The sequence below is a fragment of the Pseudocitrobacter sp. 2023LY-00077 genome (assembly GCF_055796175.1).
On the sequence record NZ_JBSPEI010000012.1, the window covers coordinates 1 to 18,519 of the forward strand.

The 18,519-nt window shown below is 52.9% G+C and carries 18 protein-coding genes, 1 pseudogene and 1 other annotated feature; of the genes and pseudogenes, 8 read left to right on the top strand and 11 right to left on the bottom strand.

The features are described from left to right. Window positions 1–116 precede the first annotated feature (116 nt). Together ACWWFX_RS16035 and ACWWFX_RS16040 are read right to left on the bottom strand one after the other, a co-directional pair. On the bottom strand, window positions 117–356 hold the full coding sequence (locus ACWWFX_RS16035) for a hypothetical protein (protein ID WP_097475494.1): 240 nt from the start codon (window positions 354–356) through the stop codon (window positions 117–119). Continuing rightward, a complete protein-coding gene (locus ACWWFX_RS16040) occupies window positions 356–595 on the bottom strand; it encodes a DinI family protein (RefSeq protein WP_473224243.1) in 240 nt (79 codons plus the stop codon). The genes ACWWFX_RS16035 and ACWWFX_RS16040 overlap by 1 nt, the downstream gene beginning before the upstream one ends. A gap of 189 nt (window positions 596–784) precedes the next feature. Here ACWWFX_RS16040 and ACWWFX_RS16045 point away from each other — a divergent pair. Then, a pseudogene (locus ACWWFX_RS16045) lies at window positions 785–907 on the top strand (OmpW family outer membrane protein); the annotation flags it as partial. Between the two features lie 82 nt (window positions 908–989). On the opposite strand, the gene ACWWFX_RS16050 reads toward ACWWFX_RS16045, so the two are convergent. Then, complete coding sequence (locus ACWWFX_RS16050; RefSeq protein ID WP_276224290.1) at window positions 990–1,148, bottom strand: hypothetical protein; 159 nt, start codon at window positions 1,146–1,148, stop codon at window positions 990–992. Window positions 1,149–1,339: 191 nt separating this feature from the next. Here ACWWFX_RS16050 and ACWWFX_RS16055 point away from each other — a divergent pair, with 191 nt between their 5' ends. Both ACWWFX_RS16055 and ACWWFX_RS16060 read left to right on the top strand, forming a co-directional pair. Continuing rightward, window positions 1,340–2,230, top strand: a complete 891-nt coding sequence (locus tag ACWWFX_RS16055; protein ID WP_473224244.1) for a GGDEF domain-containing protein — start codon at window positions 1,340–1,342, stop codon at window positions 2,228–2,230. A gap of 288 nt (window positions 2,231–2,518) precedes the next feature. Continuing rightward, on the top strand, window positions 2,519–3,403 hold the full coding sequence (locus ACWWFX_RS16060; protein WP_473224245.1) for a diguanylate cyclase: 885 nt from the start codon (window positions 2,519–2,521) through the stop codon (window positions 3,401–3,403). A gap of 266 nt (window positions 3,404–3,669) precedes the next feature. Here the strand turns inward: ACWWFX_RS16060 and trpA are convergent, their stop codons facing one another. Genes trpA through ACWWFX_RS16085 form a run of 5 tightly spaced genes read right to left on the bottom strand, consistent with a single transcriptional unit; the run spans window position 3,670 to window position 10,210 of the window. After that, window positions 3,670–4,479, bottom strand: a complete 810-nt coding sequence (gene trpA, locus ACWWFX_RS16065; RefSeq protein WP_473224246.1) for a tryptophan synthase subunit alpha — start codon at window positions 4,477–4,479, stop codon at window positions 3,670–3,672. Further along, window positions 4,479–5,672: a tryptophan synthase subunit beta gene (gene trpB, locus ACWWFX_RS16070; RefSeq protein ID WP_473224247.1), complete on the bottom strand. Its 1,194-nt coding sequence runs from the start codon at window positions 5,670–5,672 to the stop codon at window positions 4,479–4,481. The genes trpA and trpB overlap by 1 nt, the downstream gene beginning before the upstream one ends. Before the next feature lie 18 nt (window positions 5,673–5,690). Further along, complete coding sequence (gene trpCF, locus ACWWFX_RS16075) at window positions 5,691–7,049, bottom strand: bifunctional indole-3-glycerol-phosphate synthase TrpC/phosphoribosylanthranilate isomerase TrpF (RefSeq protein WP_473224248.1); 1,359 nt, start codon at window positions 7,047–7,049, stop codon at window positions 5,691–5,693. A gap of 3 nt (window positions 7,050–7,052) precedes the next feature. Continuing rightward, window positions 7,053–8,648, bottom strand: coding sequence for a bifunctional anthranilate synthase glutamate amidotransferase component TrpG/anthranilate phosphoribosyltransferase TrpD (gene trpD, locus ACWWFX_RS16080; RefSeq protein WP_015964659.1), 1,596 nt, complete (start codon window positions 8,646–8,648; stop codon window positions 7,053–7,055). Continuing rightward, the gene (locus ACWWFX_RS16085; RefSeq protein WP_473224249.1) at window positions 8,648–10,210 is read right to left on the bottom strand and encodes an anthranilate synthase component 1; all 1,563 of its coding nucleotides are present in this window, start codon (window positions 10,208–10,210) and stop codon (window positions 8,648–8,650) included. The genes trpD and ACWWFX_RS16085 overlap by 1 nt, the downstream gene beginning before the upstream one ends. A gap of 34 nt (window positions 10,211–10,244) precedes the next feature. Then, window positions 10,245–10,339: a sequence feature (Trp leader region), on the bottom strand. A gap of 163 nt (window positions 10,340–10,502) precedes the next feature. On the opposite strand from ACWWFX_RS16085, the gene rnm reads away from it, so the two are divergent. The 4 genes from rnm to ACWWFX_RS16105 all read left to right on the top strand — a co-directional run bounded on the left by rnm (window position 10,503) and on the right by ACWWFX_RS16105 (window position 15,486). Beyond that, window positions 10,503–11,384: an RNase RNM gene (gene rnm / locus ACWWFX_RS16090; protein ID WP_015964657.1), complete on the top strand. Its 882-nt coding sequence runs from the start codon at window positions 10,503–10,505 to the stop codon at window positions 11,382–11,384. Next, a complete protein-coding gene (locus tag ACWWFX_RS16095) occupies window positions 11,381–12,001 on the top strand; it encodes an L-threonylcarbamoyladenylate synthase (protein ID WP_473224250.1) in 621 nt (206 codons plus the stop codon). Before rnm ends, ACWWFX_RS16095 begins: the two co-directional genes overlap by 4 nt. Before the next feature lie 198 nt (window positions 12,002–12,199). Then, a complete protein-coding gene (gene rluB, locus ACWWFX_RS16100) occupies window positions 12,200–13,084 on the top strand; it encodes a 23S rRNA pseudouridine(2605) synthase RluB (RefSeq protein ID WP_015964655.1) in 885 nt (294 codons plus the stop codon). Window positions 13,085–13,293: 209 nt separating this feature from the next. Then, window positions 13,294–15,486: a TonB-dependent siderophore receptor gene (locus ACWWFX_RS16105; protein ID WP_473224251.1), complete on the top strand. Its 2,193-nt coding sequence runs from the start codon at window positions 13,294–13,296 to the stop codon at window positions 15,484–15,486. 42 nt (window positions 15,487–15,528) lie between these two features. Here the strand turns inward: ACWWFX_RS16105 and cobO are convergent, their stop codons facing one another. Both cobO and ACWWFX_RS16115 read right to left on the bottom strand, forming a co-directional pair. Then, window positions 15,529–16,119, bottom strand: a complete 591-nt coding sequence (gene cobO, locus ACWWFX_RS16110) for a cob(I)yrinic acid a,c-diamide adenosyltransferase (RefSeq protein ID WP_276224272.1) — start codon at window positions 16,117–16,119, stop codon at window positions 15,529–15,531. After that, window positions 16,116–16,874, bottom strand: a complete 759-nt coding sequence (locus tag ACWWFX_RS16115; protein ID WP_473224252.1) for a YciK family oxidoreductase — start codon at window positions 16,872–16,874, stop codon at window positions 16,116–16,118. The genes cobO and ACWWFX_RS16115 overlap by 4 nt, the downstream gene beginning before the upstream one ends. A 252-nt stretch (window positions 16,875–17,126) precedes the next feature. On the opposite strand from ACWWFX_RS16115, the gene sohB reads away from it, so the two are divergent. Then, a complete protein-coding gene (sohB, locus tag ACWWFX_RS16120; protein ID WP_015964651.1) occupies window positions 17,127–18,173 on the top strand; it encodes a protease SohB in 1,047 nt (348 codons plus the stop codon). Between the two features lie 60 nt (window positions 18,174–18,233). On the opposite strand, the gene ACWWFX_RS16125 is transcribed toward sohB, so the two are convergent. Then, window positions 18,234–18,485 carry a YciN family protein gene (locus ACWWFX_RS16125; RefSeq protein WP_015964650.1) on the bottom strand — a complete coding sequence of 84 codons (252 nt, stop codon included), beginning with the start codon at window positions 18,483–18,485 and terminating at the stop codon, window positions 18,234–18,236. Window positions 18,486–18,519 lie beyond the last annotated feature (34 nt).

The window sequence follows — 18,519 nt, forward strand, 5'->3', positions numbered from 1 at the left end:
TTCAGCAGGACTAACTAAAAGTGCCGCAGTCGCGATGATTATCGTAATGGGCTGCGGCAGCGGCCAGGTTGTTCATGCCCTGGCACGTGCAAAAAGTATATAAGTTAATAATGCGGTCACCACATATTTTGCCCGATTTTGGTTGCCGTACTGATGGCTTCAGCCGGTTCTTTGAATAATCGTGCGGTAGCCAGTCCCCATCTCCCATCTTTGTGGATCATCAGAAAGTAGTCGGATAACTCCTGTTCATCCCTGATAACGGCAAATGTGAGCATATCCGACGATGGTGTGGGTAGGGTATTATCTGGTGGAAAGTAGATTCTGACACCAGAAATAATGATGTTATCGATGTCCATCAGTCAGCCACCATCCACATATCAGCCTCTTCAAACATTTCCTCCAGCATGCGGTTAAGCCGCTCTTTCTCTGTTTTCGTACAGTCACTGTTTAGGGCGTTCGCCTGCATCGGCTTCACCTTCACATCTGCATCAGGAAAAATCCGGTGAACACGTTTAGTCAGCTCAGACAGGATGATTTCACGGGCTCCCGGCAGACCTTCGACATTGCGCTTATCGTATACAAGTTCAACAAACATAGGGCACCTCAGTTTCACTGGTTTTATATACAGTGCATCTGTGGCTAGGATAGGTCAATATCGTTCTGCAAAACTATTTTTTACTTATTGATTTTTCGACATATTTTTTTATTCGATTTTTATGAGAATCCACACCGTAAAATGGTTGAATAGATAATAATTTCAGACGGATAGAGGTGAAATTTTCCGCTACCCGTCTGGTATATGGATATCGACACCAACGTGAAATTCAAACATAACGGCGAGCGTCAAAGCGTCAGTACGCGTCTCGACCCATGGGTGTTTATGTTCTCAGCAGGCTATCGGTTCTAACAGATTGCAAGGCTGGTCTTCTGCGGCCAGCCTTGCCCGGTTTCAGCACCATGAGGATCTCTTCCCGGTAATCCCTTCAGCATCATCCTTTCAGCATGAACAGGTTATTATACCTCGCCCATACACGCAGCGCGTCCAGCCACGGATCAAACCATTGCATGATAGTGTGTACATCAATGTCCATCTCAAGAATAAAGCTGGTCACGGCTGCGGCAACAATCACTAAATAATTCGTACACATAAGAACATCCTTATTCTTATTAAGGTATTAAGCGAATTTACAATAATTGAATAATCGTCGGCGGGCAATATCAGCTCTGATACATTTCACTATGTTCCAGGGTGAATGACCGCTAGAATTAATGTCAGATTACCTATAATTGCGATAACCATTTTGCCGTAAAGCCAGCAGGCGATATCAGGAGTACGTTAATGCCGACTGAAAACAGGATGGAAAAAACGGGCGTTCAGCCAGGACGAATGGGGTGGGTGGCGATCGTTTTCGTGTTGGTTGTAGTGGCAACCGTGTTGACGGGAAAGCCGCTGGGTAATGCGCAGCAAATCGTGCGTAACCCTGGGCTCTATATTGATGGTATTGGCCTGATATTCCTTATCTTTATGTACTGGAGCGCAACGCGGGTTCGTCTTGCCCATGACGTATTGCGTTGGGTGCGCTATGGTTTTCTACTGTGGATTGCGGGCATGACGTTCGATGTGATGGACGAAATTGTTCAGCAACCCCGCTGGATGGGATTCTATTGTGAAGACATGTTGCGCCTGGCCGGAATGCTGGCGACGGCGGTCGGTGTCTATAAAATCATTCAGCGTATAAATATGTTATATGTCGATGCGCGCTTTAAATCCCTGCGCGATGAATTGACCCAACTACCGAATCGCCGCTTTTTTATCGATACTATTCGGGAAAAGGAGGGGCGTCAGGTCTCACTGATTATTCTGGATATTGATTTTTTCAAACGCATCAACGATACCTGGGGCCACCTGATCGGCGATGAAGTGTTGTTTGCGCTGGGCAAACAGTTGCTGAATTTAAGTAGCGATAGCGTGATGCCTGCGCGCATCGGCGGGGAAGAGTTCGCCATTATTGTTGAGGGGCGTTCGGCGAGCGACATGCATCTCTTTGCGCAATCGGTGCTCGAAAATGCGAGAACGATTCTGGTCAACGGCGATCAGCCGCTCTCCATCAGTATTGGGGTGGGTTCACGCGATTTGGGCGAGGCGCAGGATTCGTTTATTCGTAAGGTGGACGAGGCACTCTATCGGGCGAAGAACAATGGACGTGGCCGCATCGAGTGGGCAGAGTAAGCGCCTAATCACTCAGATTTAGATTTTTGTCGTAGAAAGACTTCCTAACCAGGAAGTCTTCATTTATTCTCGAACAGTATTGTTGTAGTTTTCCTAATATTACAAGAGTATTCGTAAGAGTTATTAATTAGATTGTATTGTAATCAGGGCCAGCTCTCCCTGTAATTAATTAAATATTGAGTGATGAATGCTATTTTTTTGTCTTTCTTGACAAAGTTTTAATTAATTATTGTTAATGTTTCACGTCACACGCTTAACGTTATTGTCGGAGGCCAGATGAACAGGAAGTTGAAAGAGATAGATGAACTCCTTACGGGGTTGAATCGTTCTGTCGGGGGGCACTATCGCTGGCTGGTGCAGGCGTTCCGCCTTATCGCAAAACGCGACGGTAGTCCGGATGACATTACCAGCCTCGAGGCACATAACTGCTGCCAGTTTGGCGGCTGGTTGAATCAATATCTGGTCACTCATACCGAAGATAAAGGTTTTTTATTAACCATTAATGATAAACATATTCGGGTGCATGAAGTTTGTCGTCAATTAGTCGATTCAGTTTTACAGAATAATATACAAGAGACACTGTTTAATGATTTTGAACATGCCCTTCAGGAATTTGTCGCGGCCATAACTGTTTATCAGACACATTTATTACAGCTACGTATAAGTTATGATGCATTAACCAGTTTACCGTTGAGAAGAATCCTAGATGAATCATTCGAAAGCCAGGTTATGGATCGCAGCAACGGCGATCTGTACGTGATGATTCTGGATATCGATCACTTTAAACGCATCAATGATAGCTACGGACATATTATTGGTGATGAAGTTTTGCGCGCCTTTGCGCAAAAATTGCAAAGCTGCACGCGCAATTATGAGCCGGTGTACCGTTTTGGCGGCGAAGAATTTATCGTGATCCTGAAGGCGAAGGGCGAGGCGGAAGCGATGGCGGCTGGCCTGCGTATCACGCGTGCAATTGAGCATCATCAAATCAGGGTTGGGCAATATGATATTCCGGTTACCGTCACCTCAGGCTTAACACGGGCAATTCCGGGGGAATTGCTGCGTATCGTGCTTGAACGTGCCGACGGCGCGATGTACGTGGGTAAACAGTCAGGCAGAAATCGCTGCATGTATATCAATGACCAGGGCTCGATAGAGCGGGTGATTGAATAAAAAAAGCCCGCTGGAAGGCGGGCAAGTCATACTGGAAGCAATGTGAGCAATGTCGTAACGAATACTTGAGTGATTTGCTCAACTATTCGTTAATGAGAAAGATAATGGTTCTCATCTAAGATATCAACCCTACAGTTTGTGTTAATTGCATTTTTTCCGCATCCAAAAGTAAAAGCTGCCGGTTGGCAGCTTTTACATAGAGATAACGCTTTAAAAATGTGCCTGTATCTTGCCGGGGGCGCTACGCTTGCCCGGCCCTGGCACGATCACTTCTGACGTGTTGCCGCCTTCATAGCCTGCGCAAAGGCTTTCAACTCGGCCAGCATAACGTCGGGCTTATCAAGATTCTTCTCGATAATTTTCACCGTGGCGGAACCGGAAATCGCCCCGGCGGCACCGGCTTCAATTGAGGCATGCACCTGCTCTGGTGTAGAAATACCAAAGCCCTGTAACGGAGGCGCGGCGTGATATTCCGCCAGTTTTTCAACGAGGTGATGCAGGGGAAGCGCCGCGCGGCTGTCGGCTCCGGTCACACCTGCACGGGAAAGCAGGTAGGTATAACCGCGACCGTGTGAAGCAATCTGACGCAGCAGTTCGTCGTCGGCGTTTGGCGGGCAGATGAAGATAGGCGCCACATTATGGCGCATTGCAGCCTGGCGGAACGGGGCTGACTCTTCAATCGGCACATCGGCGACCAGGACTGAATCAACACCCACTCGCGCACATTCCGCGTAAAATTCATCAATCCCGCGGTTAAATACCAGGTTCGCATACATCAACAGGCCGATAGGCATGGTCGGATGTTTTTGGCGGATCGCCGCCAGCATCTCAAAGCACTGCGTCGGCGTGACGTTAGAGGCGAACGCACGCAGCGTCGCACTCTGAATGGTCGGGCCGTCCGCCAGCGGGTCGGAGAAGGGAATACCCAGCTCCAGCGCATCCGCGCCGCCTTCAATCAGCGCATCGATAATCTTCAGCGATTGCTCCGGGTTCGGATCGCCGAGGGTGACAAAGGGAACAAATGCGCCTTCCTTGCGGGCGGTGAGTTCTGCAAACAGGTTGTCATAACGTTCCATCAGATTTCCCCTCGAGCTTTCAGAATATCGTGTACGGTGAAGATGTCTTTGTCGCCGCGACCGGAGAGGTTAACCACCAGAAGCTGCTCTTTCTCCGGATTTTCACGCATCATTTTCAGCGCGTGCGCCAGGGCGTGTGACGACTCCAGCGCCGGGATAATCCCTTCGTGACGGCTGAGTTCTTTAAAGGCGTCGAGCGCTTCGTTATCGGTAATAGAGACATACTCCGCGCGGCCAATGCTGTTCAGATACGCATGCTGTGGCCCGACAGACGGGAAGTCGAGGCCCGCAGAGATGGAGTAAGATTCTTCAATCTGCCCCTCATCGGTCTGCATCATCGGCGATTTCATACCGAAGTAGATGCCGACACGACCATGTTTCAGCGGCGCGCCGTGCTCGCCGGTGTCGATACCATGCCCCGCAGGTTCAACACCAATCAAACCGACGCTGGTTTCAGTAATAAAATCGGCAAACATACCGATGGCGTTGGAGCCGCCTCCGACACAGGCGATGACGGCGTCTGGCAGACGACCTTCTTTTTCCAGCACCTGAACTTTGGTTTCTTCGCCAATCATGCGCTGGAATTCACGCACAATGGTCGGGAACGGGTGTGGGCCTGCCGCCGTGCCGAGCATATAGTGCGCGGTTTCGTAGCTGCCAGACCAGTCGCGCAGCGCTTCGTTACAGGCATCTTTCAGCGTGGCGGAACCACTGTGCACTGCAATCACTTCCGCGCCCATCAAACGCATACGGAATACGTTCGGTGACTGGCGTTCAATATCTTTCGCACCCATATAGATGCGGCACTTCAGACCCAACAGGGCACAGGCGAGCGCCGATGCCACACCATGCTGACCCGCCCCGGTCTCGGCGATGATTTCGGTTTTACCCATGCGTTTAGCCAGTAATGCCTGGCCCAGCACCTGGTTGGTTTTATGTGCGCCGCCGTGTAGCAGATCTTCACGCTTCAGGTACAACGTGGTTTTGGTACCCGCTGTTAAGTTACGGCATTTGGTCAGCGCAGTCGGACGACCCGCGTAGTTTTTCAGCAGGTCGGTAAATTCCGCCTGAAATTCCGGATCTTTTTGCGCGCTGACGAAGGCTTCTTCCAGTTGACGCAGCGCAGGCATCAGGATTTGCGGAACGTACATTCCGCCAAACTCGCCGAAATAGGGGTTAAGTAACGTGCTCATTGTTGCTCCTTTCATACCTTAATATGCGCGCAGTGTCTGGAAAACCGAGGCCAGTTTGCTGGCATCTTTTACACCCGGTTGCGACTCTACACCTGAATTGAAATCCAGCCCGGCACAGCCGCTTTTGGCTGCGTCTACGCAGTTATCTGCGCCTAATCCACCTGCCAGAATCACGTTGCTGAGATCCTGTCCCTTCAACAGCGACCAGTCGAAACGTTGACCGGTACCGCCCTGGCCGTTATCGAATACGTATTTATCCACGTGATTCAGATTACGCGCGGGCAGGGTTTCGCCCACGCTGAGGGCTTTCCAGATTTGCACTGTTGCCGGCAACTGAACGCGCAGGGTGTCGATATAAGCCTGATCTTCATTACCGTGCAGTTGTACGGCGGCGAGCGACAGTTCACTTGCACGTGCAACGACATCGTGAACAGGAGCATTGCGGAAGACGCCCACGTAATTCAATGGTGCGGCGGCCATCACCTCACGGGCCTGTTCAGGCGTTACGGCACGAGGTGAGGTGGCAACAAAAATCAGTCCCCCGAAAATTGCGCCAGCGTCATATGCCGCCTGTGCATCCTGTGGACGCGTCAGCCCGCAGACTTTCTTTTCGCCCAGCAGCACGCGGCGGACTGCCGTATTCAGATCGTCGTGCGACATCAGCGCAGAGCCAATCAGAAAACCGTTAGCAAAGTGGCTTAACTCGCGTACCTGGGCATAGGTGTTAATCCCCGATTCGCTGATCACCGTAACGTCATGGCCCAAACGCGGCGCCAGCTGGCGGGTACGGTTCAGGTCGATAGAGAGGTCGCGCAGGTCGCGGTTGTTGATTCCGACCACTTTTGCGCCCAGCGCAATCGCGCGTTCCAGCTCTTCTTCATTACTCACTTCCGTCAGCACGCCCATTTTCAGACTGTGGGCGACGGCGGCGAGCTGACGATACTGTTCATCATCAAGGACCGAGAGCATCAGTAGACAGGCATCGGCCTGGTAAAAACGCGCCAGGTAAATCTGGTAAGGATCGATAATAAAGTCCTTACACAGAATCGGCTGGTGCGCGATTTTGCTGACGATAGGTAAAAACTCAAAATTACCCTGGAAATATTTCTCATCGGTTAACACGGAAATAGCTGATGCATAATGCTTATAGACACCTGCAATACGCGCCGGGTCGAAATCATCACGGATGACGCCTTTCGACGGAGAGGCTTTTTTACACTCCAGAATAAAGGCGGTGCGTGTGCCGCGCAGCGCATCGTAGAAACTACGCTGCGTAGGCTGAACATCATTCTGGAACGTGGCTAACGGTTGTTGTTGTTTACGGGCTTCTACCCAAATCGCTTTATCGGCTACGATTTTTGCTAATACGGTCTGCATTTTTTACCCTCTTGCCGCTAATGCGGTGACGCAATCATAGGCTGCACCGCTGCGCAGAACATCCAGTACTTTTTGTGCGTTGGCTTTTAAATCTTCATGGCCATAAAGGCGCATTAACATGGCGACGTTGGCAGCGACGGCGGACTCATGCGCTGTCTCACCTTTACCTTGTAACAAGCGCGTGAGAATGTCACGGTTTTCTTCCGGCGTGCCGCCAGCCAGCTCTTCCTGATGGTACGGCTTGAGGCCAAAGTCGGCGGCGGTCAGCTGATAGCTCTTGATTTCGCCCTGATTAAGCTCGGCCACGACGGTTGGCGCATGCAGTGACACTTCATCCATACCGCCGCTGTGTACCACGGCCGCGCGTTGGTAGCCCAGTACACGCAGGGTTTCGGCAATCGGCAGCACCAGTTCCGGGCTGTAGACACCAATCAGCGCCAGCGGGGGATGCGCCGGGTTAATCAGCGGCCCCAGCACGTTAAACAACGTGCGGGTTTTCAACTGCTGGCGAACCGGCATCGCATATCTGAACCCGGTGTGGTATTTCGGTGCGAACAGGAAGCAGACGCCCAGTTCATCCAGTGCTTTTCGCGACTTATCAGCATTCATATCCAGATTGATGCCGAATGCTGCCAGTAAGTCCGATGATCCGGATTTGCTGGAGACGCTACGGTTGCCGTGTTTCGCCACTTTCAACCCACAGGCCGCCGCGACAAAGGCGCTGGCGGTGGAGATATTGATGCTATTGCTACCGTCGCCACCGGTGCCGACGATATCGGCAAACGGATAGTCCGGTCGTGGGAACGGTGCGGCGTTTTCCAGTAATGCGGTGGCCGCCCCGGCAATTTCAATCGGGCTCTCACCGCGAATTTTCATGCTGACCAGCGCGGCAGCCAGCTGCTCCGGTTTCACTTCGCCGCGAACCACGGCAGAAAAAAGCTGGTGGCTTTCCTGTTGCGTCAGGGTTTGCGCCTGATACAGTTTTTCCAGAATCGGTTGCAGGGTGTTGGTCTGCTCCAGTTTTTGCAGCGCCCATGCCAGGGTTTGTTCCAGCAGGCGTGCGCCCTGCGTGGTCAAAATCGATTCCGGGTGGAACTGGAAACCACACACGCGATCCGCATCGTGGCGAACCGCCATCACCATGCCGTTAAAGTGCGCGTTAATGGTTAAGCCCGCGGGTATATTGCTGCCAACCAGCGAGTGGTAGCGGGCGACCGGCAGCGGATTGCTCAGCCCGGCAAACATTGCCTGGCCGTCGTGTTCAATGCTTGACGCTTTCCCGTGCAGGATTTCACCTGCCTGACCAACGTAGCCGCCATAGGCTTCGACAATCGCCTGATGTCCGAGACAGATACCGATAATCGGCAACTTGCCGCGCATGCGGGTCAACAGTTCCGGCATACAGCCAGCTTCGGACGGCGCGCCAGGGCCTGGCGAGAGCATCAGCACCGGGTTTTTCATGGTGCCCAGACGTTCAATTAACGTTTGAGCGGGCACATGGTTGCGATAAATCACCACGTTGTGACCGTTGGCGCGTAGCTGATCTGCAAGGTTATAGGTGAATGAGTCGATATTATCGAGCAGCAGAATGTCAGCCATCAGAAAATCTCCTGTGCGTGGTGTGCGGTCGCGATAGCGCGCAGTACCGCGCGTGCTTTATTACGTGTTTCATCGGCTTCGGACTGGGGAACAGAATCTAGTACCACACCTGCGCCAGCCTGAACGGTGGCAACGCCGTTTTCAACGAAGGCTGAGCGGATCACAATGCAGGTATCCAGATCGCCGTGAGCGGTGAAGTAGCCGACCGCGCCGCCGTAGCTGCCGCGACGCTTGCCTTCTGCGCCTGCGATAAGTTGCATCGCGCGAACCTTCGGTGCGCCGCTCAGGGTGCCCATGTTCATGCAGGCGCGATAGGCGTGCAGCACGTCGAGATCTTTACGCAGCTCGCCGACAACGCGAGAAACCAGATGCATGACGAAGGAGTAACGGTCAACTTTGGTGAGGTCCGCCACATAGCGGCTGCCCGGTGTACAAATGCGCGCCAGGTCATTACGCGCGAGGTCAACCAGCATCAGATGCTCCGACAGCTCTTTATGGTCGGTACGCATCTCCAGCTCAATGCGGCTATCAAGGTCGCGGTCCAGAGAACCGTCTGCGCGGCGACCGCGTGGGCGGGTACCGGCAATCGGGTAGATCTCAATCTGGCGGCTGGCGGCTTCATATTTCAACGAGCTTTCCGGTGAAGCGCCGAACAGGGTGAAATCGTTATCCTGCATGAAGAACATATACGGGCTTGGGTTGCTCTTTTTCAGAACATCATAAGCGGCCAGCGGCGACGGGCAGGGCAGAGAGAAGCGGCGAGACGGTACCACCTGGAAAATTTCCCCGGCGCGAATCGCTTTTTGCATTTTGCGCACCACATCACCGTACTCTTCATCACTTTGATTGGTATCGCAGCGCATCTGTTCAACAGTTTCCACCGGCAGAGCCGCAGGTGGCTCGTTCAGTTGTTGACGCAGCTCCGCAATGCGTTGCAGCAACCTGTCTTTTTCACTCAATGATGGCGTGAACAGGCTGGCCTGAATGCGCGTGTTTTTGGTCTGGTGGTCAATTACCAGCAGGGTTTCCGCCAGGTAGAAGCAGTAATCCGGGCAGGAGGTGTCGCTTTCAAGCGTTGGCAGGTCTTCAAAACCGGCCACCAGGTCATAAGCGAACAGCCCGCCGAAGAACATTGCATCGCGCTCGTCTTCTGGCAGCGTCACCAGCGTTTGCAGCAGGCGGAACGCGTCAAAAACCGACAGCGAGCACAGACGCGCATCTTCATCCAGCAATTGACTGACCGCCGGGAAAGTCAGCACGCGGCCACTGGCCTGATGCTGGTTGTCAACACCCGCTGGCAGCGCCGCATCCAGCAGCGGCAGCAGTGACGCGCCGTTTTCGGTTAGCGCCTGAATAGTGACAGTGTCACCGAGTGCGGTAATACGCAGCGCACTGTCGACCAGCAGCAGGCTTTTTAAATCGTTTTTGCTATCAATATCCGCAGATTCCAGCAGCAACGTGGCCGGGCGTGAACCGCATAGCTGATGAAACAGCGCGGTGGGGTTTTCACGATAAATCGCGTCACTGGTCAGAAGCTCAAGCGTTGGTTTTGGTGTTTGCATTGTTTGTTTCGCCTGTTCTGTAAAATAAGTGTTCAATAAAAAGCCCGCTCAGTGGCGGGCCGGGTATCTGTTTGCATAATGCAGACGTGATGACACTGCCCGTTATCTGGGAGTGCGCCACCAACCATGCAGTACATTGATTTTCGTCTTCATTTGCCGATACCTTGCTTAAGTGAACTTGCGTACTAGTTAACTAGTTCGATGAATCAAAGTCAACCCCTGATTTTAGAAATTCCTCAGTAAACGTTATGATGAACCGTCTTATACGAATATTAGCCCAACGGGAGCCGTTTTGAGCGACACAACATACGCAGTGATTTACGATCTTCACAGCCATACCACCGCCTCTGATGGTCGACTGACGCCGGAAGCGCTGGTGCATCGCGCCGGAGAAATGCGCGTAGGTACGCTGGCGATCACCGATCACGACACTGTCGATGGCATCCCTCTGGCGCAGGCAGAGATCGCGCGTGCCGGGCTGGCGCTGAACTTAATTACCGGCGTTGAGATTTCTACGCTGTGGGAAAATCATGAAATTCATATTGTCGGCCTGAATATTGATATTGCGCATCCGGCCTTAACCGCCTTTCTGAATCAGCAAAAAGCGCGCCGCAACGAGCGGGCGGCGATGATTGCCGAGCGTCTTGAGAAAGCGCATATTCCCGGCGCGCTGGAAGGCGCACAGCGACTGGCCGACGGCGGTGCGGTAACGCGCGGGCATTTCGCCCGTTTCCTGGTGGAGCAGGGGAAAGCGAACACCATTGGTGATGTGTTTAAAAAATATCTCGCGCGCGGGAAAACGGGATACGTTCCGCCACAGTGGTGTACAATAAGGGAAGCTATTGATGTCATTCATCATTCAGGCGGCGTGGCGGTAATGGCCCATCCGGCCCGTTACAACCTGTCTGCCAAGTGGCTGAAAAGATTGCTGGCCCACTTCAGTGAACAGGGTGGCGATGCGATGGAAGTCGCGCAGTGCCAGCAGGCGCCACACGAGCGCGCTCAGCTTGCAACCTATGCCCGAGAATACGCGTTACTGGCCTCGCAGGGTTCTGATTTTCATCAACCCTGCCCATGGATAGAACTGGGCCGTAAGCTGTGGCTACCCGCCGGGGTAGAGGGCATCTGGCAACGCTTCGAGACGCCACAGAATTCTACTGAGAGGGAAGTATGAGTCAGTTTTTTTACATCCACCCGGATAACCCGCAGGCGCGACTGATTAACCAGGCGGTTGAGATCGTGCGCAAAGGTGGGGTGATTGTCTACCCAACCGATTCCGGCTATGCGCTGGGCTGCAAAATTGAAGATAAAGGCGCGATGGAGCGCATCTGTCGTATTCGTCATCTGCCAGATGGCCACAACTTTACGCTGATGTGCCGCGACTTGTCCGAACTGTCGACCTATTCTTACGTCGATAACGTGGCGTTTCGCCTGATGAAAAACAACACGCCGGGCAATTACACCTTCATCCTGAAAGGGACGAAAGAGGTGCCGCGCCGTCTGTTGCAGGAAAAGCGTAAAACCATCGGCATGCGCGTGCCGTCTAACCCCATCGCCCAGGCATTGCTGGAAGTATTAGGCGAGCCAATGCTTTCGACCTCCCTGATGCTACCGGGCAGCGAATTTACCGAATCCGATCCGGAAGAGATTAAAGACCGTCTGGAAAAAGTGGTCGATTTGATTATTCATGGTGGTTATCTGGGCCAACAGCCGACCACGGTCATTGATTTAACTGACGACGCGCCAGTGGTGCTGCGTGAAGGCGTGGGCGATGTGAAGCCGTTCCTGTAAACGTGAATAAACCAGATGAATCTTTTCATCAGAAATTCATGTAAGATACGCGGCCACGAATTATTGTTATGGCGCACGTGGTGCGCCATTTGACGTGTAAAAGATACCTTTCAATGAGTTAGGGTTTAACTGAACTCAACGCATTGTTTTTGAAAGTATACCCAGACGCCTGTGAAGGCGACACCGGAAGGAAGCTCTATGAGCGATAAAAGCGAAAAACTGCAAAAAGTGCTGGCGCGTGCCGGCCACGGCTCCCGTCGTGAAATCGAAGCGATTATTGAAGCTGGGCGCGTGAGCGTCGACGGCAAAATCGCCAAACTCGGCGATCGCGTTGAAGTGATCCCTGGCCTTAAAATTCGTATTGATGGCCATCTGATTTCCGTTAAAGAATCCGTAGAACAAATTTGTCGCGTTCTGGCTTATTACAAGCCGGAAGGTGAACTCTGTACGCGTAACGACCCTGAAGGTCGCCCAACCGTATTCGATCGTCTGCCAAAACTGCGCGGCGCGCGCTGGATTGCCGTCGGTCGTCTGGACGTCAACACCTGCGGCCTGCTGCTGTTCACCACCGATGGTGAACTGGCAAACCGCCTGATGCACCCAAGCCGTGAAGTTGAACGTGAATACGCGGTGCGCGTGTTCGGCCAGATTGATGACAGCAAAGTTCGCGAGCTTTCTCGTGGCGTACAGCTAGAAGATGGCCCGGCGGCGTTTAAAACCATCAAGTTTACCGGTGGGGAAGGCATCAACCAGTGGTACAACGTGACACTGACGGAAGGCCGTAACCGCGAAGTGCGTCGTCTTTGGGAAGCCGTTGGCGTGCAGGTTAGCCGCCTTATCCGCGTTCGCTACGGCGATATCCCGCTGCCAAAAGGCCTGCCGCGCGGTGGCTATACCGAACTCGATCTGGCGCAGACCAACTACCTGCGTGAGCTGGTTGAACTGCCACCTGAAACGGCATCAAAAGTGGCTGTTGAGAAAGACAGACGTCGCATGAAGGCGAATCAGATTCGCCGCGCGGTGAAACGCCATAGCCAGGTGAGCAACCCGCGTCGTGGTGGGGGAAGCCGCAGTAACGGTTAATCACTCTTCTGATTATCAAACCGGGCAAACAGTAATGTTTGCCCGGTTTTTTTGTGCCTGACATCCCGCCTTCACAAAATCTATCGATTTGATTGTTTCTTACGCAAAAAAGGAGATGTGAAGGAGATTCCATGAATCATATGTGAAATGCGAATAATTATCATTAGTATGCGCACTTGATTTTATGATTCATGACAGGGAATGATGGAATGTATACTTCTGTAACAACACGAAAAAAACCAATTGCTCTCTTTTTAGCCAGCCTGCTGAGTACCACCGCGTGGGCCGCCAACGAGGAGCCGACAGAATCGCTTGCCGATAACGAAACCATGATTGTTACCGCTGAGCAGGAGCTCAAGCAGCAGCCAGGCGTCTCTACCATCACCGCTGAAGATATCCAGAAAAGCCCGCCGGTGAACGACCTCTCCGACATCATCCGCAAAATGCCTGGCGTTAACCTGACGGGAAACAGTGCCAGTGGTAGCCGTGGCAACAACCGCCAGATCGATATCCGTGGCATGGGGCCGGAAAACACCCTGATTATGGTTGATGGCGTACCGGTGACATCGCGTAACTCTGTGCGTTACAGCTGGCGCGGGGAACGTGATACGCGCGGTGATACCAACTGGGTTCCGGCGGAAATGGTCGAGCGCATTGAAGTGATTCGTGGCCCGGCGGCGGCGCGCTATGGTTCCGGTGCGGCGGGTGGGGTGGTGAATATTATCACTAAACGTCCGACTAACGACTGGCACGGCTCGCTCTCTCTGTTCACCAATCAGCCGGAAGACAGCAAAGAAGGCGCGACCAAACGCGCTAACTTTAACCTGAGCGGACCGCTGGCCGGAGATGCGCTGACCATGCGTCTGTACGGCAATCTGAACAAAACGGACGCTGATGCCTATGACATCAATACCGCCCAGAACGGTTCCGCTGCTGCGGGGCGTGAAGGCGTGCGTAATAAAGATATCAACGCAGTCGTATCGTGGAAAATTACCCCGTTGCAGATTGTCGACTTCAGCTATGGCTATAGTCGCCAGGGGAATATCTACGCGGGCGATACTCAGTACAGCAACAGCAACGTCAGCCCAGGCGGGTTAGTGCAGACGCTGTATGGTGACGAAACCAACCGCATGTACCGCCAGAACTACGGCATCACTTACAACGGCATCTGGGACTGGGGAACGTCGAAACTCAATTTCAACTACGAAAAGACCAACAACACGCGTCTGGATGAAGGCTCCACCGGTAAAGTGGAAGGGATGATCAACAGTGATGATTATTCAACCAGCCGTCTCGAAAGCTATCGTGCCGGTGGCGAAGTGAACTTCCCGCTCCAGTTGCTGGTGGATCAAACCGTCACGCTGGGCGCGGAGTGGAACCGTGATGAATTGAACGATCCTGCCTCGATGACGGCGACAGATAGCACGGGCGTAACGGTGGGTAATGTCTCGGGCAGCGCCAGCGACCGCAGCAGCAAAAACAGTTCAACCATCAGCTCTCTCTATTTTGAAGATAACATTGCCGCGACGGACAGCACCCAGGTTCTGCCCGGTTTGCGTTTTGATTATCACAACACTTTTGGAGCCAACTGGAGCCCGAGCCTGAATATTTCGCAGGGCTTAGGCGATATGTTCACCCTGAAAGCGGGGATCGCGCGGGCGTTTAAAGCGCCAAACCTCTATCAGTCTACTGAGGGATATCTGCTCTCTACGCGTGGCAATGGTTGCCCGGTCGGGGTTAGTACCGGTAGTTGCTTCCTGTTAGGTAATGAAGACCTCGATCCGGAAATCAGCGTCAATAAAGAAGTGGGGATTGAGTTCCATGACAACGGCTATGCGGCAGGGGTGACCTGGTTCCGCAACGATTATAAAAACAAAATCGTGGCCGGGGATGACGTGGTCGGTTACGCCTCAAATGGCGCCAATATCCTGCGTTGGGAAAACGGCGGTAAAGCGATCGTTGAGGGTCTGGAAGGCAACCTGACCATTCCTGTGCTGCGCGATGTCCTCGAGTGGCGCACCAACGCAACCTATATGTTCCGCTCCGAAAGCAAAAAAACCGGTAACCCACTCTCGGTTATTCCTGAATTTACCATTAACTCGCAGCTCGACTGGCAGGTCACCGACAAACTGGATACCACATTAAGCTGGACACAGTATGGTCGTCAGAAGCCGCGCCAGAATGCTGAGATACGCAACGAAGCGGGCGAGATGTCGAACCGTGAAATCAGCCCGTACTCCATTTTTGGCCTGAACGTCAATTACGACATCACCAAAAACCTGCGCGCTAATGCCGGCATCAACAACCTGTTTGATAAACGGGTTTATCGCGAAAACGATGGTGCATCAACGTATAACGAACCAGGCCGCGCGTACTACGCAGGCGTAACCGTCTCGTTCTAAGCCGTACTGCCGGAAAGGCTCACCTTTCCGGCATTTCTTTGTTTAATAATCGATGCCAATCTGCGCTTTGATACCCGCGTCAAACGCATGTTTCACCGGACGCAGTTCACTGACGGTGTCGGCCATCTCGGTGATATCACGGTGGCAGCCGCGACCGGTGATAATCACCGACTGGTGCGTCGGGCGCTGGCGTAACGCGCTCAGTACCTCTTCCAGCGGCAGATAGTCATAGGCCACCATATAGGTCAGCTCATCCAGCACAACTAAGTCCAGCGATGCATCGGCCAGCATGCGTTTGGCGTGTTGCCAGACGGCCATACAGGCGGCCGTATCGCTCTCGCGGTCCTGCGTATTCCAGGTAAAACCGGTCGCCATTACCTGAAACTCGACTCCGTGGGGCTCCAGCAAATTACGCTCACCATTGGGCCAGGTGCCTTTAATAAACTGGATGACACCGACTTTTTTGCCGTGTCCGACGGCGCGCGTCGCCGTCCCAAAGGCAGCGGTGGTTTTGCCTTTCCCGTTGCCGGTAAAGACCATGATAATGCCACGCTCTTCCTGAGCGGCCGCCACCCGGGCATCGACTTTATCTTTCACGCGCTGCTGGCGCTCGCGGTAACGTTCATCACTCATTGGGCTATCCCCGGTTTACGGCCTGGTTGGGCATCGAAAGTCATCCCTGTTTTGCGGCGACTATCGTCGCCCATCAGCCACAAATAGAGCGGCATGATATCGGCAGGTGTTTTCAGTTTTAACGGATCTTCCGTCGGAAACGCGCTGGCACGCATGCCGGTTCGCGTACCGCCGGGGTTAATGCAGTTGACGCGCAGGCGGTTTTGATACTCCTCGGCCAGCACCTGCATCATGCCTTCGGTGGCGAATTTGGATACGGAATAGGCCCCCCAGTTGGCGCGCCCCTGGCGGCCTACGCTTGAGGAGGTAAAGACCAGTGAGCCTGCTTCAGACTGCAACAACAGCGGCAGTAACGCCTGGGTCAACATAAAGGTGCCGTTGACGTTAACCTGCATCACCTGTTGCCAGATGTCGGGTTTCTGTTCAGACATTGGCACCACTTCGCCGAGCAGCCCGGCGTTATGCAGCACGCCGTCAAGGCGCGGGTAATGCATGCTGATTTGCTGACCAACCTGCTGGCAATCCTGTGGTGTACAGGTGAGCAGGTCGAGGGTGAACCAGCGTACGGGCAATCCGCCGTGGTTTTCAATTTCTTGCGCGACGGCGCGTAATTTTTCTTCATTACGGCCCAGTAAAACCACGCTGGCGCTATAGCGTGCGTAGGTGATGGCTGCTTCCCGACCAATACCATCACTGGCACCGGTGACCAGAATTATACGGTTTTGCAACAAATCGCGTTTAGGCTGGTAGTGCACGACGACTCCTTTGTGGCTTTTCGCTACCACAATCTGTGTTCTTTTCATGGCTTTTGGGCTTTATGCCCTAATCGCGCCACTATTTCAATCAGCCAGGAGGAGAGTCAACGTAAAATTAACAATTTGCAATGATTTCATCAGCCAATTTGAATTACGGAAAGCGCCTCGCAGGCTTTAATCGTGGTCGAGACGTAGCGAAAACGGTGTTGTACACTGGTCCACAGATTCAGTGGATTTGTACAAGGTGAAAGCGTGGAAATTCTTTTTCAATATGGTCTGTTTTTGGCGAAGATCGTGACGGTTGTCGTCGCAATCATTGTAATCGCAGCACTTATTATCAATTTGTCACAGCGCAAGCGGCAACGTGGAGAGCTGCGGGTAACCAATCTCAGCGAACAACATAAAGAGATGCAGGAGGATTTAGCGGTGGCGCTGCTCGACGGCCCACAGCAAAAACTCTGGCATAAAGAACAAAAGAAAAAAGCCAAACTTGAGGCAAAGGCGGCAAAAGCAAAGGCCAAACAGGGCAACGCAACGCCTTCAGGCAAACCGCGCGTGTGGGTGATTGATTTTAAAGGCAGTATGGATGCACATGAAGTTGCCTCGCTGCGTGAAGAGGTCACTGCGGTGCTGACGGTCGCCACGCCGCAAGATGAAGTGGTGGTGCGTCTGGAAAGCCCTGGTGGCGTGGTGCACGGTTACGGCCTGGCGTCGTCTCAGCTACAACGCATCCGCGATAAGCAGATCCCGTTGACGGTGGCGGTCGATAAAGTGGCGGCAAGCGGCGGCTATATGATGGCCTGCGTGGCGAATAAAATCGTCGCTGCGCCGTTTGCCATTCTTGGCTCCATTGGCGTGGTCGCGCAAATTCCGAACCTGCATCGTTTTCTGAAAAATAAAGATATTGATATCGAGTTGCACACGGCGGGCCAGTACAAACGTACCCTGACGCTGCTGGGGGAAAACACGGAAGAGGGGCGGCAGAAATTCCGCGAAGATCTTAACGAAACCCATCATCTGTTTAAGGCTTTCGTTAAAGAGATGCGGCCAACGCTTGATATCGACGCGGTGGCGACCGGTGAGCACTGGTACGGCGTGCAGGCTCAGGAGAAAGGGCTGGTGGATGAAGTGGGTACCAGCGATGAACTGCTGCTGAACCTGATGAAAGATCGCGAAGTGATGAGCGTGAGTTATAAACAGCGCAAGAAAATGATGGACCGTTTCACCGGGAGTGCGGCAGAAAGTGCGGATCGTCTGCTGCTGCGCTGGTGGCAGCGGGGGCAAAAGCCGTTGATGTAAGTCTCAGGACAGCCCGGTAGGCTCACTGCCGGGCTGTGAGATCGCCTGACTCAACGTGTGTTAGTCGACCAGGTGATATTTCTCGGAAAGCTGATGGGCAAGGTATTTAAACATGTTAAATACTGCCGTGCTTTTCGGCGTGGGCAGGCCTTGTTCATCCAGGAAATACTCGCCGCTGAATATCAATACGCCATTGCGCTGTTCTACGCCCGTGGCTTCGATGCCAGCTAAGGTATCTTCATGTTCACGGATGAGTCGGTTTGCTTCAATAAGCAGAGTTTGACGATCGATGGGTTGTGTATTACCAGACATTTTCTACTCCTCGAAAAACTTCCCCTAGTTTACG